Annotated in this window: 13 protein-coding genes; 6 read left to right on the plus strand and 7 right to left on the minus strand. The window is 49.2% G+C overall.

Annotation, left to right across the window (positions count from 1 at the left end):
* Positions 1 to 55 precede the first annotated feature (55 nt).
* The 3 genes from gatA to B153_RS0118160 all read right to left on the minus strand — a co-directional run bounded on the left by gatA (position 56) and on the right by B153_RS0118160 (position 2416).
* A complete protein-coding gene (gatA, locus tag B153_RS0118150) occupies positions 56 to 1480 on the minus strand; it encodes an Asp-tRNA(Asn)/Glu-tRNA(Gln) amidotransferase subunit GatA (protein ID WP_020598165.1) in 1425 nt (474 codons plus the stop codon).
* Between the two features lie 137 nt (positions 1481 to 1617).
* The gene (locus tag B153_RS0118155) at positions 1618 to 1821 is read right to left on the minus strand and encodes a Sec-independent protein translocase subunit TatA/TatB (RefSeq protein ID WP_020598166.1); all 204 of its coding nucleotides are present in this window, start codon (positions 1819 to 1821) and stop codon (positions 1618 to 1620) included.
* A gap of 133 nt (positions 1822 to 1954) precedes the next feature.
* Entirely contained in the window at positions 1955 to 2416 is a 462-nt protein-coding gene (locus B153_RS0118160) for a YkvA family protein (RefSeq protein WP_040761661.1), read from the minus strand.
* A gap of 187 nt (positions 2417 to 2603) precedes the next feature.
* Between B153_RS0118160 and mdh the strand changes: the two genes are divergently transcribed.
* Positions 2604 to 3545, plus strand: a complete 942-nt coding sequence (mdh, locus tag B153_RS0118165; protein WP_020598168.1) for a malate dehydrogenase — start codon at positions 2604 to 2606, stop codon at positions 3543 to 3545.
* A 151-nt stretch (positions 3546 to 3696) separates the two neighbouring features.
* Positions 3697 to 4356, plus strand: a complete 660-nt coding sequence (locus B153_RS0118170; RefSeq protein WP_020598169.1) for a hypothetical protein — start codon at positions 3697 to 3699, stop codon at positions 4354 to 4356.
* 63 nt (positions 4357 to 4419) lie between these two features.
* Here the strand turns inward: B153_RS0118170 and B153_RS0118175 are convergent, their stop codons facing one another.
* The 4 genes from B153_RS0118175 to B153_RS0118190 form a co-directional block, all read right to left on the minus strand.
* Entirely contained in the window at positions 4420 to 5805 is a 1386-nt protein-coding gene (locus tag B153_RS0118175) for a hypothetical protein (protein ID WP_020598170.1), read from the minus strand.
* Between the two features lie 177 nt (positions 5806 to 5982).
* Positions 5983 to 8484, minus strand: a complete 2502-nt coding sequence (locus B153_RS0118180; protein WP_020598171.1) for a zinc-dependent metalloprotease — start codon at positions 8482 to 8484, stop codon at positions 5983 to 5985.
* A 48-nt stretch (positions 8485 to 8532) separates the two neighbouring features.
* On the minus strand, positions 8533 to 11832 hold the full coding sequence (locus B153_RS0118185) for a S41 family peptidase (protein WP_020598172.1): 3300 nt from the start codon (positions 11830 to 11832) through the stop codon (positions 8533 to 8535).
* 389 nt (positions 11833 to 12221) lie between these two features.
* The gene (locus B153_RS0118190; RefSeq protein ID WP_020598173.1) at positions 12222 to 12695 is read right to left on the minus strand and encodes a DUF4293 domain-containing protein; all 474 of its coding nucleotides are present in this window, start codon (positions 12693 to 12695) and stop codon (positions 12222 to 12224) included.
* A 183-nt stretch (positions 12696 to 12878) separates the two neighbouring features.
* On the opposite strand from B153_RS0118190, the gene mnmC2 reads away from it, so the two are divergent.
* The 4 genes from mnmC2 (at position 12879) to B153_RS0118210 (ending at position 17012) form a co-directional block, all read left to right on the plus strand.
* Positions 12879 to 13553, plus strand: coding sequence for a tRNA (5-methylaminomethyl-2-thiouridine)(34)-methyltransferase MnmC2 (gene mnmC2, locus B153_RS0118195; protein WP_020598174.1), 675 nt, complete (start codon positions 12879 to 12881; stop codon positions 13551 to 13553).
* A gap of 79 nt (positions 13554 to 13632) precedes the next feature.
* Positions 13633 to 14223 (plus strand): thioredoxin family protein, encoded by a 591-nt coding sequence (locus B153_RS0118200; protein WP_020598175.1) that lies wholly within the window; start codon positions 13633 to 13635, stop codon positions 14221 to 14223.
* 122 nt (positions 14224 to 14345) lie between these two features.
* A complete protein-coding gene (locus B153_RS0118205) occupies positions 14346 to 16367 on the plus strand; it encodes a M13 family metallopeptidase (protein WP_020598176.1) in 2022 nt (673 codons plus the stop codon).
* Between the two features lie 96 nt (positions 16368 to 16463).
* The gene (locus B153_RS0118210; protein ID WP_020598177.1) at positions 16464 to 17012 is read left to right on the plus strand and encodes a hypothetical protein; all 549 of its coding nucleotides are present in this window, start codon (positions 16464 to 16466) and stop codon (positions 17010 to 17012) included.
* The last annotated feature ends 9 nt before the right edge of the window (positions 17013 to 17021 follow it).

A 17021-nucleotide genomic window follows, 5' to 3' on the forward strand; every position in this document is an offset into this window, starting at 1 on the left:
TACGGCTGGAAAGCCGCTAGCTATAAAAAATAAGAAGAACGGCTCTCCAGCCGTATTACAAATTTTTTGCCAATGCTACTAGTGATCCTTCAGCAAAAGGCGGAGCCATGAGTTGTATACCTATGGGCAGTCCATTTGCGTCGGTACCATTCGGAATCGATATAGCCGGATAACCCACTACGTTTGCCTGAACCGTAAATATGTCGGTCAGGTACATTTGCAGGGGATCTTCCGTTTTTTCGCCCAACCGAAAGGCAGGTGTGGGTGTGGCGGGCGACAGTAAAAAATCGTATTGTTCAAAAAGCCGCTCGGTTTCCTGACGAATCAGCCGTCGAACCTGCTGCGCTTTGGTATAATAGGCGTCGTAATAGCTGGCACTCAGCGCAAAGGTACCCAGCAAAATCCGCCGACGTACTTCAGCACCAAACCCTTCTGTCCGACTTTTCTTGTACAACGTCAAAAGGTCCATTCCTGATGTACCCGTCGATAAACTTCTGTATCCGTACCGGACGCCATCAAAACGGGAGAGGTTCGATGAGGCTTCGGCCGTTGTCAGGATGTAATAGGTAGGTAGCAGATACTGTAAGAGTGAAATCTCAACGGGCTCAACCGTATGACCTGCCGCTTTCAATTGATCGATGGTACGCTGGGTAGCTTCACGAATGCTTTGATCGACTCCCTCACTTTCGACGCCATCACGCAGGTAGGCAATTCGTAAAGGCCGTTCAGGGAGCAAGGCCTGGCTATAGGCAGAAACCGGCTGGCTCGAAACGGTACTATCAAATTCGTCGGGGCCAGCCATAATTTCGAGCAGGAGAGCCACATCGTCGGGCGTGTTGGCGATTGGCCCAATGCAATCGAAGGAAGATGCATAGGCAATCAATCCCCAGCGACTTACACGGCCATACGTAGGCTTCAGGCCCACAACGCCACAGAATGCAGCCGGTTGGCGAACTGAGCCTCCTGTATCGGAACCAATACTGGCCAGACAAAGACCAGCCTGTACAGCTACTGCCGACCCTCCACTCGATCCGCCAGGCACCCGACTGGTATCTGCCGCATTTCGAACGGGGCCGAACGCAGAGTTTTCGTTCGATGAGCCCATAGCAAACTCATCGCAGTTTTGCCTTCCAATGATGATCACATCCTCATCGAGCAGTCGCTGAACGGCCGTAGCGGTAAACTGAGCTACAAAGTTATCGAGTATGCGACTACCAGCCCGTACCCCATGATGGGCATAACTAAGTACATCTTTGATACCAATCACCATGCCCGCCAATCGACCCGCCGTACCGGCGGCCAGTTTCTGATCGACCCGACCAGCCTCCTGACGGGCTTCATCAGCGTAAACTTCGGTAAAAACGTTAAGGTGCTGAGTATCCTGAATGCGGTCGAGGTACTGCTCTACCAATTGGCGGCAGGTAATCTGGCCTGTTTTTAGATCGGCCTGTACTGAAGAAAAGCTACGGTATAGCGTCACAAGGAAATGGCTTATCACTACCTACACAGAAGAACATTTCATCGCTCGCTTGATGTAGGTAGCCAAACTAATAAAAACAGACAATCAGACGGCTCCATAGTGAAACCGCCTGATTGTCTGCCCTGAATAATACATGCTTAGTGTTTATCCGACTCTTTCAGACCTTCTTCGATATTTTCGCGAACGTCTTTCGTAGCGTCTTTGAATTCTTTGATGCCTTTACCGAGGCCCCGTGCGAGTTCGGGAATTTTCTTAGCGCCGAACAACAGGAGCAACGCCAGGAAGATAAAAATCATTTCCTGACCGCCCAAACCCATAATTGCAAAAATGCTTGAAACCATGATTCCTGGAATTTGAATGTATGCAAAATTAATGAATTACGAAGTACGATTTACGATTTACGATATAAAAGTTACGAACTAGGATTGGACTTTTGCCGAATCACTCATCGCAAGTCATACATCGCTCATCCATTTATCCGATCTTAATCGTTGCGGTCCGGCGAGGAGCCTCACTTTGCTGATTAACAATCGGATTTTCCCACTGCCTGAACTTTTCTATATCATCTTTTATGCCACTAAACAACCAGAGCATCAGTGCAATATCGTCGGTCAGACCAACAACAGGCAGAAAATCCGGTAAGAAATCCAGTGGCGATACAAAATAAATGAGCACGGCAATCATTCTGAGCAGGGTTTTCCAGGGCACTTCCCGGTAATCGCCCGACGCATACGCCTTCAGCAAACGGGTAACTACGCCTAACTGGTCACGAAAGGTTGAAAAGTTAGCGCCTGTCAGCCCACCACTTTTTTCAACGGCTTCCCGAATCAATTCAAACAAACTACGACTGTTGCGGGCGTAACGGGATGCGCCAGCGTTGGCCCGCTTGAAGAAAATAGAGGACAGTACTCTGGATATTAGATTACTATTTTTCATGGACATATCCATTCCAAAGAATGGCTGATTAACAAAGCAGATGGTAGTGAATGTCTAACAACTTTTTTCGAATAATTTATTAACGTTGGAACTGAACCATAAGTTTTATTCCTATTCCTATTGGTTTGTCTAGAACCAGGACTGTACTTTTGCGGTCTCGTGTTAACCCTTTAATTCCGAATACCGTATGAAAGTTACAGTAGTAGGTGCCGGGGCCGTTGGAGCCACATGCGCCGATAACATTGCCCGCCGGGAGCTTGCCCACGAAGTTGTGCTGTTAGACATCAAAGACGGGCTTAGCGAAGGTAAATCCCTCGATATGCTTCAGGCGTCGACGTTGCTCGATTGCGACGTTAAACTAATCGGTTCTACCAATAATTACGAAAAAACGGCGGGTTCGGATGTCGTCGTTATTACATCGGGGATTCCACGGAAACCAGGCATGACCCGCGAAGACCTTATCGGCATCAATGCGGGCATCGTAAAAGGCGTTACCGAAAACATTCTGAAACACTCGCCCGACGCTATTTTCATCATCATCTCGAACCCAATGGATACTATGACGTATCTGGCCCTGAAAGCGTCTGGTCTGCCCAAAAACCGGGTAATTGGGCTGGGTGGTGCCTTGGATTCGGCTCGTTTTAAAACCTATCTGTCGCTGGCGCTGAACTGCTCGCCAAACGACTTGCAGGCGTCAGTAATTGGTGGTCATGGCGATACAACCATGATTCCGCTGACCCGTCTGGCAACGAAAGCGGGGGTTCCGGTTGGCAATTTCCTGGACGAAGACACCCTGAAAAAAGTAGCGGCTGATACGATGGTTGGTGGTGCTACCTTAACGGGTCTGATCGGCACATCGGCCTGGTATGCGCCGGGAGCGGCTGGTGCCTATATGGTCGAAAGCATTCTGCGCGATCAGAAACGCGTAATTCCCTCCTGCGTACTGCTCGAAGGCGAGTATGGTCAGTCGGATATTTGCCTGGGCGTGCCGGTTGTGCTGGGCCGCAATGGTTGGGAAGAAATCATTGATTACAATTTGAATGAAGAAGAACAGGCAGCCTTCAACAAATCGGCCGATGCCGTTCGGAACATGAACAGCGTATTGAGTACGCTGAACATCGGTATCTAATCATTCCGACTGCTCATTCTTAAAAAGCCGGTCCTGACGACCGGCTTTTTATTTTCTCCAGTTCATCCCTTATTCATGCCGTTTTATTCAAACTTACGTTTCCAACAAACAGGGTTTTTCGTAACTATGCAGTGTTTAACATCCTCTTTTCATGAAAGCCTTATTAACCACTGGACTTATTCTTAGCGTGCTGATTAGCGGTTTTGCGCAAACGCGTGAGATCTATACAAACCCCAATTTTAAAACGCTGGCCAAAGATCATAAAGTACTGGCTATCCTCCCATTTAAAACCACCTTGCAGCTACGGCCAAAAGACGTCGAAAAAAACGGCGGTCCAGCTGGCGTTGCTGCTCTCGAAAAACGTGAAGGACTCGGTGTACAAAGCGCCGTTCATTCCTACTTCCTAAAACGGAAAGCAAGCAACGACATCTCTATTGACTTTCAGGACCCGGCCCGGACAAACGCCTTGCTGGAGCGTAATGCCGTCACCTACGAAACCTTATCCAGCTTTACACCAGAAGAACTGGCCAAAATCCTAAACGTTGATGGCATTGTATCGGGAACGTTCGAAAGTACACAGCCCATGTCAGACGGAGCCGCTATTGCCATGACCCTGGCCGTTGGTTTTGGCGGGGCTACCAACACGGGAAAAACAACCATCAGCATCAACGATGGTAAAACGGGCGACCTTCTCTGGAAATACGACAAGACACTATCCCGTGGGCTTGGCAGTAACACGGGCAGTATCATTACCACCATCATGCGCAAGGCATCCCGCCAATTCCCCTACGACAAAGACTTTAAAGAGTAAGACCGAACATGTAGGGGCATGCTCTATGTGGTGTCAGATGCGCCTATCTGACACCACATACTATTATATAAAAACCTGATACTGGAGGGTCAACTGCCCCCGACGACCACTGGGTGTATATTGATTGCCCGATGCCTGATAAGAAGGTCGATTCTGATAATCGAGGGTAAACTTGCCGCTATGGCCTTTGATCAGGTAGTTGATACCAATATTATAAACGCTCAGCGTTTGCGTTACGCGCTGATAATCCGCAATCTGTGCCTGAACATATGGCATGAGTGTCCCCTTACCGGCACCGAACAGATCACGTTTCAGCAGATAGCCAAACTGACCATATAGCACATTACCTGTACCAAACATTGGAAACGCATTCCCCTGCGTGTTGGCAGGATAACCAGCCGCAAGCCCACTACCGGGGTTCATGATGCCGTTGAAACGTAAATAATTCGTGCCATAATCGGTATGAAAGTAGCCCAGATAGGCATTCATGGCCGTACCTTTCTCTTTGTTGAGAGGCATATCCAGAAAGGATGCAATCGACCAGAGATTCAGGTTGTGGTACACCGTATCGCCCGCAGCCGGAACGCTCACCGTTGCGTTCTTTTGGGTAATGAAACCTGCTTCGAGATTGAAAATTTTCTTTGAACCAAGATAGGTTCCGGTAGTATACCCCGGTGTCTGATGCGCTTCTTTATCGAAAAATTGCCACATCAACAGGCACTGGTACTGCTTGGTATGGCCTTTCAAGGCAAAAATGGCATTCGGTCCATAAACGGGCAAAGCTGCCCCATTGGTTTGAATCGGGAAAGGGTCACTCAGGGCAATCCGGTAATCCAGATGCCCAATTTGCCCGCGCGCATAGAGACTCAGCTTTCGCGAAAACTCATCCGTCTGATCTACAGTGGCCTGCGCAAAAACCGGCACATCCATACTCATAATGTTACTTACTCCCGGTGCCGAAAAGCGTGACAGCCCATTTACAATCGTCAGGCCGTAGCCGATTTTCAGGTAGTCTTTGTTCTTCCAGACTATGTATTCACCCAAAGCGTCGTGAAAAAAGGGTTGTATTTTTCGGTTCGATGTTGCAGTTGGATTAAAGCCCCCGTTGAGGTAATTGAAATTATTCAGGCCAAACTGGAGGTATAAAAAAACGTGGTCGCTGATCTGTCCAAATAACTGGATACGCGTCCGGCGAAGGCCAATATCGAGTGTGTTGTCTTTAGGTTCACTTATGACCGTCGTACCCGGATTGCTCTGGTTGAACCGCAGCCAGCTTTGGTTTAGAAAGGTAACCTTAAAAAAATGGGAACCGGATGGATTCAGATTATACTTCAGTTCGTTCGATTGGGGCGGTTTTATGGAATCAGGTGCAGCATAGTGTTGAGCAATTGTAAACTGGCTGAGCATTAGTAAAGCGATCAACCAGACCGTTTTTAAGGCAGAATTCATACAGATACTGGTTTTTGATCGAAACGAGAAAGAAACAGGTGCTATCTGAAAACGATCAACAAGATTAAAAAGAGATTAAAATTAGACTATAGAATTCTACCAATGCAATAGCCACCTTGAGAAAAGGGCAAAATAAAACCGCCTGCTTTGAAAACAGGCGGCTTTTTCGATCTATAGCTACTTCCAGTCGCAGTCGGGAGCGAGCCATTCCTGCCCCGTGTCAATGGGCATACCGTCGGGTGGGGTTTGCGAATTGGTAGGCTTCAAATCAGCAATATTACCTTCGGCCCGACGTATCTGATCCAGTGCCAGCAGGTGATGAGCGGCTGTTTTCGGATTGGCCGCTGGGGCCGATATTTTTGCCTTCAACTGGCTAAGTTTCAATAAAGCAATTCCTCGTGCCTGTGAGGCTGCTTCCTGTCCATTGGCCAAATCGAGTAGCTTCTGTAAAAATAATTTATCGGTCAGTCGCTTCACTTCGGCCTGATAGCCATCAGCCGGGTCAGCTCTGTACCAGGTAGCGGCCAAGAGTTGATCAAGCATACCTTCCAGACTCAATTGGGCCGGATCGATAGCCGATTGAGCTACCAGTCGGCTTACCCGTTCCGAATTGAACAGCATTTGAAGGGTCATACCAGCGGCTGCTTCGGGTGCTGCCAGTGGATCGAACGAAAGCCCCGTACGACGCTTAAATACTTCCCGTGGGTTTGGGTCATATCGGAATGGATGAGGAGGAATCAGAGCCAGCACGGGTTTAGGAACTGCCAGAAACGCCGGATCTATCGTAGTCAGGAGAGCCTCCAGCGCCCGTTTCTGCTCCTGAACCGGCACCGTCGATACCACGGGCTGTCCGTCGCCCCGCAGTGCATTGGTATATACTTGCCCCGCTACAACCTTAGCAGCCGCTTCGACCTGATACCGATGGAACATATACATGGGCACCAAGACTTCTTCCAGGGTAGCCATGGGCGTTCCGGCCGGAATCTTCTTCTCTGTAAAGTTGGCCAGGGCTATTCGTCGAACCTCACTCACTCGCTTCAGTTCATCGACCGCATTGCTGCCATTGTCCCAAAGGTGCGTACCCGGATGGACTGAACCTTCCGGGCGAGCATCTTTATCGGTCAGGAACGTCAACCCCGACTTATGCATATCATTTACGATTTTATCGAGCGCCTGCTTCTCGTCGGCCCCACTCGGAAACTGTTCATATCCGTAACGAATGCTCCATTTATCATATACGCCAATTCCTTTGGCATACGCATCCGACAGGTCAATACTGGCACCTTTCACTTTGGCAACCATCGTCGGATAATCCATTACCGACGCCCGGCCAAACTGCCCGCCCCCCTGCGTACTGGCAATGTAGTTGTGGGGTAAACCAAGTGTATGGCCTACTTCATGAGCCGCCAGTTGCCGAAGTCGTTCAATGGACATTTTCATCATGGGGTCCGAATTGGGATCGGGTGCGGTTGCTCCGGCATAATCCCCCACCAATCCCTGGGCAATCAGGTAATCCTGTCGAACCCGCAACGAGCCTAGTGTCACTTTGCCTTTGATAATTTCACCCGTTCGTGGATCACTGATGCTTCCGCCATAACTCCAGCCGCGCGTTGAGCGGTGTACCCATTGCACGAGATTATACCGAATATCCATCGGATCAGCATCGGCGGGCAGCAATTTTACCTGAAAGGCATCTTTATAACCAGCCGCTTCGAATGCCTGATTCCACCAGGCTGTTCCTTCCATCAGGGCCGACCGAATTGGTTCGGGGGTACCGGGGTCGATGTAATAAATGATGGGCTTAACAGCTTCACTAACAGCCGCCGACGGGTCTTTTTTCTCCAGCCGATGCCGCGAAATATACCGTTTCATGATCGGCTGGCTAACGGGCGTTGCGTAATCGAAGTACTCAATACCCCCATAGCCGATGCGTGGATCAAAAACCCGTGGCTTGTAATTATTATCGGGCAACTGCACAAACGAATAGTGCTGATGAATCGTGACAGCCGTTGGCGTGGGCACCACCTCGCGCAGGTAAGCACCGGGGTTCTCACCCGTAAGTGTCAGGATGGCCTCCAGCTCGGTATTCTGAGGAAATGCTTTTGTATTCGGCAGATAGATGGCGCAACGGGCCGGGTCTAACCGAAAAGTACCCTGTCGCGTGCGGCTGATCGCCTGAATAGCGCCCACCAGATCCTGCATCATAAATGGCGTCAGATCGACCAGTACCCTGCCACTCTCTTCAGCAGCTACATCAAAACCCGCATGCACCGATTTGGCAAACGATTCTTCTACCGCCCGGCGTTCCAGCGGATCATTGCTAATGGCGCGGTACGAATAGTTTGGCTCAATCATCAGCACTTTTGGACCGCTCCGCTGAAACTTGATAACGTGTTCCTGGCCCAGCCGCCCCCGATCAAGCCCAATATCATTCGATCCAACACCCTGTGCCAGCGAAGGATAAAACAGAAGCTCCGTATCGAACTTGTCGATTTCGAGCCAGATTTTACCCTTTTTAGCGTCCCAATAGTAGGTGAGATAGCCCGGATGCTTCTCCATGCCGTTCGTAAAACTGGCAATAGTGGCCGAACCACCTGTCCCTCCAGCGGGGGCCTGGGCGAACAGTTGATAAACGGGAATAAGTACAAGTGAGAGAAAGGTAACGAAACGCTTTTTCATGTATTTACAGGTTGTCTTTTGCTGTTGACGTTAATTAAAAATGGCCATTTATTTGCCCGCACTGACTTTGCTGGATTTGGCTTCGTCTAACTGCCGGATAAGTTCTTTTACGGCTACATCGAGTTGGGTATTCTGATCGGTATAACTTTCACCAATTGGGCGTGATACGGGAATGTCGACTGGGCGCGGATTCAATTCCATGTTTTTCCCCGTATTGTCAGTAATGCGAATAAATGGCAAACGAATGGATGAACCGTCGATCAGTTGGGCGGCTGATGTATAAATGATCCAGCCACCCGTTGGTTCGCCTACCACCTTACCCAGTTTAAGTGCCCGATACCCTTCCGTAAAATCTTCAGCATCGGAAAGCGAGTGCTGATTGGTGACCAGAATGGTCGGTTTTTCCAGTGACCGCTGCCCCAGTTGCGTACGCGCTGGTGAGGCTGGAAGCCCACGGGGCGTCATGGTCATATAGCCCTTCCGGGCAAATACATCGAGAGCGTAGGCATTCACAAAGCCCCCATTATTGTTGCGCACATCGACCACAACCCCTTCACGAGCGTGGTTATCCGCATCCAGATCGACATACAACTGATTCAATGATTCGGCCGACATATCGAACATATGCACGTAACCAAGTCGTCCACCACTTGCTTTTGCGACATACTCACGCTGCTGTTCGACCCATTGCTTGTACAACAAGCCTTTTTCCGTAGCCAGACTGATAGGGAGTACACTCACCTCACGGGGAGTTGCATTCGGAGCCGATACGATCGCAAGGTTGACCCGACGGTTAATTTTATTATTCAGTAACTCATCCAGATTGGTACTGGCATCGATTGTTTTTCCATCAACGGCCTGTAGGTAATCTCCGGGTTTAACCGTACCTACCAACGCCACTGGTCCTTGCGACACGACTTCCGTTATCAGTAACTTACCTGTATTCTCGTACGTGATCCGGTCAAAACGAAGCCCCAGTCGCCCCGTGGTGATATCCGTCGAGCCCTGCGGTCCCGATACACCCGAATGCGATGCGTTCAATTCGCCGACCATCAGGCTCAATAATCGGCGCAGTTCGTCGGGTGTGCGGGCTCCAGCGGCCAGGGGTTCGTAACTCTTTCGAATCGCCTGCCAGTCCGTTCCATGAAATTCTGGATCGTAGAAGCCTTTGTTCTGCACATCCCAGGCCTGCTGAAACACCTGAAGTTTTTCGCTGGAGAAATCAATATCCATTTCGGCCGTTACAGCCAGCGGTTTGGGTTCCCGCTTTTCGAGCGAAATCGATTGGATACGCCCCTGTTCCAGATAGAACACTTCCTTGCCATCGGCTGTAAACTGAGCATTGCTTTTGGGGCCGGGAGTTGTGGTGAGTTGGCGCGCAACACTTCGCTCTGGTCCCGTTTCGTCGAGTGAGTAGGTGTATAAGTTTTGCCGTCCGGCCACGCTCGCCACCAACAGCAGTGTTTTCCCATCTTTACTGATCGACTGTGCATCGACTTCCATACCGATAGGTAGCAAACTTAACCGTTGGCGTATTCCCTCAAACACAATATTGGTTGTCTCTTTACCCGTGCTTTTTGCTTTTGCGGAAGGCAACGTACTGGCAACCGAATCGCGGGATGCTGCTTTGTCGGGTACGGTTGGGGCTATAGGCGCTGTAGTGGGCCGAATCGTCCGGGGCACTTCTTCATTGAACAAATCGCGAAACTGATCTTCCCGGAACTTGGGTAATCGGGGCACCAGATCAACGCGGGCAATCTGCGCCATCTCCGTTCGCTGATTTGTACCAAACAGAATGTACTTTCCGTCGGGACTCCAGTTTACATTGCCCCCAAAGGTGTTGGCCAGAAAACTCACCGGACGACTTTCGCCACCCGTTGCGGGTACGACCGAAATATTCCGAAATGTTTTCGTTCCATAGGCAGCAAACGCCAGCCATTTGCTATCGGGCGACCAGGCGACCGAACCCGTACCGGCAAAGGGTGGACGGCCCAGAAATCCTTTATACACCACCCGATCTTTCTTGTTGGTCAACTCCATTATATGTAACTCCTGCCCATTTCGCAGGAAGGCTACAGACTGCCCATCGGGCGAAACAACTGGAGCGGCATCATCCTGTTGAGAGTCAGTCAGGCGGGTTTCTTCCCGAGTCGAAAAATCATACTGGTAGAGATTGGCAATCCCATTTCGTGTACTGATATACAGCAGGTTTCGGCTGTTGGGCGTCCACGCCAGTTGTGATTCTAAAGCGGGCGTGTTACTAACCCGAACGGCATCGCCCCCCTCTTTTGCCGAAGCGGCAAATACTTCCCCATGAGCCGTAAACGCTACTTTTTTCCCATCGGGCGAAACGACTAGATCCCGAAATTGACTCGCCAGCTTTACATGATCGACCGCAGGGCCAGCCGCAGCTCCCCGCAGACGAACAGTTACAGGAGCGGCTTGTTTCGTAGTGATGTCATATTTCCAGATTTGAAAATCCCGCTCAAAAACAATGGACTTTCCATCCAGACTGATGGATGGCCAGATAACCCGCCCATCTTTAAATGCCGTGAGCATCGCCGGCTGCCCTTTTAGTGGTTTGGCCCATAAATTCTGTGCCCCCCCCTTATCCGACATGTAATAGAGTGTCTGTCCATCGGGGCTCCACATGGGCCATAGTTTCTTAGCGCCCCCCTCCGTCAATCGCTCATAACTCGGTTTATCTCCCTTTTTTGTCCCGATCTTACAGGTCCAGATTTCGGATTGGTCGAGATGGCTGCTCCCCTTCCGCCACCATTGAGCCGCAGCAATACCCCGCGCCGAAAACGCCAGCGTACTGCCATCGGGTGAGGGTGATCCAAAAAATTCGCTGGCATACCGATCGGCCGTAACGGGCATAGGCGTACCGCCCGTAATGGGCATCCGGTAGATGTCGTTCATCCCCGAAATATCCCGGCTGGTCGACTGGAAGTACACCATTTTGCTATCGCTCGACCAGGCCGTAAGGCTTTCGGCTCCATCATCGAAGGTTAGTCGGCGCAAGGCCCCCGTTTCCAGTGTTAGCAGATAAATATCGCCATTGCCCGAGCGAGTTGAGCCAAATGCCAGGTATTTGCCATCGGGCGAATACAGGGGTCGGGTTTCGTTATCGGTATGCGCCACCAGAAGTCGGGCTTCTCCACCCGAAGCGGGCACGGTCCAGATGTCACCCCCGGAAACAAACGCGATTTCCCGTCCGTCGGGCGATAAAGCAGGCTCTGCAAAGGCGAATTTTGGAGTTGGGCTAGTTGTCTGTGCAATACCTAGTTGGCTGAGCCCCATGAAAGCTGCTAACCCAATACGTGTTACACGGGTAAACGTGTTCATAAAAAAGAGGTCTGTTGATAACGTGTAGAAGTCGAGCCAGTCGGCAAAATACTAGTCAGTACATACGGCCAATTGAGTAGTGATGACAATACGCTTACCCCCTAAAACCATACCGGCCTGGTACAATAAGATTTCAATATGCCCTTACTCAAAGTCTGGTAATGATCATCCAAAAGCACTTCCTGTCCACTACTAAGGTTCTTATTTCCAAAAAAACGAAATAAGATTAAGGCTTTTTCATAGAAAAGACAACTTCCTTCTGTATGTTAACCAAAAAAGAATAAAAAATCTTAAAACGATACCTGTTACTCCCAAAAAATAAAGCCTGCTGCCCGACGATAACATAATCATCAAACAACAGGCTTTAGCCAATTTAATCGAATGCAGGTTTAGCGTAACCGATCGGAATCCCGCACTAATTTTTCATCCCGACGAATGAAGCGATTAGCTAATGCGTTAAATACAAGAGCGGCAATAATCGCGTAGAAACCTATCAGGAAATCCCCCTGGTCAGCCGGATTACCGTATAATTTACCCAGGTAAAGCGTCCGATACAGGATAATCCCCATAATAGCCGTAAGCATCAAGGCATTAACCGCACATAAAGCGGTTTGTGTCAGACGGTTTCGATATTGAAAAATGGCGTAAAGTGATACTACCCCCACCAGGGCAATCAATAGAGCCAAATACCATACGGTATCGGCATAGGTAGTAACCCCTTGTTGCTGAGTATATTGCAAGGCCGATAAATGGGCCATCTCGGGTGATTTTGTCCCTGATTTCTCCCATAAGGGTGTGGCTAATGCTGTCCCCATTGCAACGGCAATAAGAAATAAAAATATGGTTTGAACGCGTTGAATCATTGGATTTACTGACTGATAGACTATGAATGGCTGCTGCTGGCTCAATAACGAGTCCGTCTCCGATTTACGTTACTAAGTCTACAGAAACCGGGTGCAAAATTAGCCCAAAAACGAACAGATTAAGATGAGGTTAAGGTTGTTTCTGTAGAATATTTAAAATCTGTACTACTAGCTTGTTTTTGCATGAATGCTGATGTCCGCTTACTGATTACAGCCGATGGGTCTCATACAGCCATCAACCAAACCCTTGACAAAACCTATCACTCTATTCACGGAGCCTACCAGGAATCCCAACGGGTTTACATTGAATTAGGGCTATTGGAAGCGTTTAATCGATTTGCGGATCACCCTTTATACGTTTTCGAGATGGGCTTTGGAACGGGGCTGAATGCCCTTCTGACCGCCCAACAAGCCCTCATTCATCAGCGTCCGGTTGTTTATACGGCAATTGAAGCCTACCCTATGGCACTCGATGATACAAAACAGTTAAACTACGATAATTTTTTGGGAACCGACTTTTTAGCCAGCTTACACCAATCGCCCTGGAATAGTCCGGTATCCATTAATCCGTATTTCAGCCTGCTAAAAATTCATAGTCAACTCCAGAACTGGAGCCCATCGGACGCCTTCCATCTAGTGTATTATGATGCCTTTGCGCCTACGGCCCAGCCTGAGCTTTGGGAGCCAGAAATTTTCGCAAAACTGGCTCACTTATTGCTCCCAAATGGACTACTGACTACCTACTGTTCGAAGAGTTATGTACAGCGGAATCTGCGTTTGGCGGGCCTTATCGTTGAAAAACACCCCGGTCCTCCACATAAACGGGATATTTTACGGGCCGTTCGCCCTGCGTCGTAAGTTACTTTTTTAGCAGATCCTGTACCAATTCGCTAATTTTATTATCCCCCGTACGTTATTAACCAAAACAATAGCCTGTATGAACCGCGTGTTTCTCTTCTTTGCGGCCTTCGTTCTTCTAACGATCAGCGCATTCCGAACCTCCTTACCTGCCGATTCATCGACCGTAAAGCCAACTGACGAGCGCAAGCACATTAAATGGTTGACCATTCAGGAAGCCTATGCGCTTACCCAGAAGAAACCCAGGAAATTTGTCATTGATGTATACACCGACTGGTGCGGCTGGTGTAAGGTAATGGACCGTAAAACCTTCTCAGAGCCCGCCATTGTCGATTACGTGAACGAAAACTTTTACCCGGTCCGGTTCAACGCTGAACAGACCGCCGATATAACCCTGGGCAAGCAGACATTTAAGTACATCAGTAGCGGCAGCAATGGTGTTCATGAATTGGCAGCCGCCTTGATGCGCAATCAGATGAGCTATCCGACAACGGTATTTATGGATGAAAAATTCAATCTGATTCAACCGATTGCCGGCTATCTGGAGGCTCGTACATTCCACCAGATTATCACCTATTTTGGAAAGAATTATCACCAGAAAGAGCCATTTGACCAATTCAAAGCGGGTACTTACACGCGCGAGTTCCAGGCTTCGCTGGCTGGTAAGTAAGCAGTTAGACAGATAACGCGGGTGGAAACCTACGATTGATGCCATTAGCAGCCTCTCAATCGCGGGTTTCCACCCGCGTTGCGTATTTTTGTACCCTTTCGATACCCAACTCACTCTATAAAATGAACAAGCAATTGGCTTTTCTGTCGGCGGTTGTCTCAATTGGCCTGATAGCAACCGTAGCCCCTCGTAAATTTATCGATCCGGCCAATATGGATTTATCGGTAAAACCGGGTGATAATTTCTATCAGTATGCTAATGGCAACTGGCTGCGCGAGAATACTATTCCAGCCTCAAAAACATCGTGGGGTACCTTTCAGGAATTACGGGAAAAAAGCCTGGATGCAATGAAAACGTTGCTGGAAGATGCCACAAAAACCACAACCAAAGGTCGGCTTTATCAAATGGTTGGCGATTATTATGCCAGCGGTATGGACAGTCTTACCATCGAGAAACGTGGATTTGACCCGATCAAGCCCGATCTGGCCCGCATCGAAAAAGTAAATAATAAAGCCGCTTTTCTGGATGAGCTTGCTTATCAGCGCACCCAAAGTAATGGCATGTTATTTGGCTTCAGCATTACGCAGGATCGCAAGAATGTGGCAAAATATTTACCACAACTAAGTCAGGGGGGGACTACCCTTCCCGATCGCGATTATTACCTGAAAACCGATGCGCGTAGTGTAAAAATTCGGGATGCCTACCGGGAGCATCTGAACAAAATGCTGGCCCTCATTGGCGAAGAGCCTACCCAGGCCTCGCAGGATGCGGATGTCATCATTCGGTTGGAAACCGCACTGGCAAAAGCTCAGATGCCCCGCGTTGAGCTTCGTGATCCTTATAAAACATACAACAAACTAGCCGCCACGACATTCAATCAGCTTACGCCTACCATCAACTGGACCGATCAGCTAACTAAGTTTGGGGCAAAAGGTCAGGATACGGTATTGGTACAAAGTCCGGCATTTTTCCACTCGCTCGATAGCCTGATAGCCGTTACTCCTATTGAAGACTGGCGTACGTATATGCGCTGGAATATTGTGAAAGGCGCAGCCCCCTATCTGAGCGATGCGTTTGTAAAGCAGAACTTCGCCTTTTCCAAAACGTTGACTGGCCAGAAACAACAAACCCCTCGCTGGCAACGGATTAGTAGCCTCATCGACGGCTCACTAAGTGATCTACTTGGCCAATTATATGTGCAGAAGTATTTCAAGCCTGAAGCGAAACAACGGATGTTAACACTGGTCGACAATCTGGAAGCCTCCTTCAAAGAGCACATCAAATCCCTCGACTGGATGAGCAACGATACCAAAACGAAAGCACTGGCTAAACTAGTCGCTTTCCGGCGGAAAATAGGGTATCCCGACAAGTGGAAAAGCTATGATGGCATACTCATCAATCGGAACGATTTCTATGGCAATGTACAGGCAGCCGACAAATGGCAGTATACCTACATGATCAGTCGGTTAGGCAAACCTGTCGACCGAACCGAGTGGCGGATGACACCCCCTACCATCAACGCTTCTTACAGTCCTGTCAACAACGAAATCACTTTCCCGGCTGCCATTCTCCAGTTTCCTTTCTTTGATTTTGAGGCTGATGATGCCATTAACTATGGTGGAATCGGAGCCGTGATTGGCCATGAAATGACCCACGGATTTGATGATTCAGGGCGGCAATATGATGCAGACGGTACGCTCCGCGACTGGTGGTCGAAAGCAGACGCGGATAATTTCAAAAAACGGGCCGATCAGGTAAAAGAGCAGTTTTTCGGCTTCAAGGTTCTTGATTCGATCAAAGTCAACGGTCAGTTAACGCTGGGTGAGAACCTGGCCGACCTCGGTGGATTAGCCATTGCCTACGATGCCTTCAAAAAAACTCCCCAAGGTAAATCGAGCGGCAAGAAAAGCCTGATTGATGGCTTCTCACCCGATCAACGGTTTTTCCTGTCATGGGCTCAGATCTGGCGAACAAATGTCCTTCCCGAAACCCAGGCTCAACTGATTCTAACGGACCCACATGCCCCCGGACTATATCGATGCAACGGTCCTGTCGCCAATATTGATGCCTGGTATAAGGCCTTTAACGTTCAGCCCGGCGACAAAATGTATAAGAAGCCTGATGACCGCATTAAGGTCTGGTAAAGCAGAAAGGCCTATAGCAACGGTCCAGATTCTTTCCCGGCAGGTAGGAAGCTGGACCGTTACACTTTAATCCGAATAGCCTAAAACCGTTCGCCTATGCATACCCTTCGATGGTGTATAGCCAGCCTGTTTGTCATCATGCTGGCCTGTCAAACCAAACCCAAACAGGAAAAAGAAACTGCCGTAACAACCGGAGCCATTCAGGAGGATAGTATCCTGGCCCTGGCAACTCGACCTGGCCCCGATGCGCCCCGCTCGGCTGCGGATCGCCTGGTTCGTGCGCTCTATTTTGAACATAGCACCAAAGAGAACCCACTCCGCGAAACCAAAGACCGAAGCCTGATCGACCAATTTTTTGCGAAATCCACTGCCGACCTGATCTGGAACGATGCGCAAAAATCTTCAGGTAAAGTAAATCGTTCAAAAATAAACCTCCTATTCAAGGCACCTGATGCCGCCATCAAAAAAACCTGGGTTGAGCCAGCCGCAATAGGGGGCTCGAAATCAGTTGTATACGTTACTTTTTTGAACAACAACAAACCCGGCGACATTCGTATTGAACTTAGCCAGATCGCTGGAAATCGCTGGCGAATTACCGAAATGACCTACCCTGATAGCACCCGATTGACCGAATTATTGAAGTAAGATTCACAC

The organism is Spirosoma panaciterrae DSM 21099, assembly GCF_000374025.1.
GTDB classification, from domain to species: Bacteria; Bacteroidota; Bacteroidia; order Cytophagales; family Spirosomataceae; genus Spirosoma; species Spirosoma panaciterrae.

Coding starts and splice junctions, on each gene's coding strand:
- B153_RS0118160 (WP_040761661.1), bottom strand. CDS start 2,416: ATGAAAAATAGTAATCTAATATCCAGAGTACTGTCCTCTATTTTCTTC.
- mdh (WP_020598168.1), top strand. CDS start 2,604: ATGAAAGTTACAGTAGTAGGTGCCGGGGCCGTTGGAGCCACATGCGCC.
- B153_RS0118205 (WP_020598176.1), top strand. CDS start 14,346: ATGAACAAGCAATTGGCTTTTCTGTCGGCGGTTGTCTCAATTGGCCTG.
- B153_RS0118185 (WP_020598172.1), bottom strand. CDS start 11,832: ATGAACACGTTTACCCGTGTAACACGTATTGGGTTAGCAGCTTTCATG.
- B153_RS0118170 (WP_020598169.1), top strand. CDS start 3,697: ATGAAAGCCTTATTAACCACTGGACTTATTCTTAGCGTGCTGATTAGC.
- mnmC2 (WP_020598174.1), top strand. CDS start 12,879: ATGAATGCTGATGTCCGCTTACTGATTACAGCCGATGGGTCTCATACA.
- B153_RS0118200 (WP_020598175.1), top strand. CDS start 13,633: ATGAACCGCGTGTTTCTCTTCTTTGCGGCCTTCGTTCTTCTAACGATC.
- B153_RS0118190 (WP_020598173.1), bottom strand. CDS start 12,695: ATGATTCAACGCGTTCAAACCATATTTTTATTTCTTATTGCCGTTGCA.
- B153_RS0118155 (WP_020598166.1), bottom strand. CDS start 1,821: ATGGTTTCAAGCATTTTTGCAATTATGGGTTTGGGCGGTCAGGAAATG.
- B153_RS0118180 (WP_020598171.1), bottom strand. CDS start 8,484: ATGAAAAAGCGTTTCGTTACCTTTCTCTCACTTGTACTTATTCCCGTT.
- B153_RS0118210 (WP_020598177.1), top strand. CDS start 16,464: ATGCATACCCTTCGATGGTGTATAGCCAGCCTGTTTGTCATCATGCTG.
- B153_RS0118175 (WP_020598170.1), bottom strand. CDS start 5,805: ATGAATTCTGCCTTAAAAACGGTCTGGTTGATCGCTTTACTAATGCTC.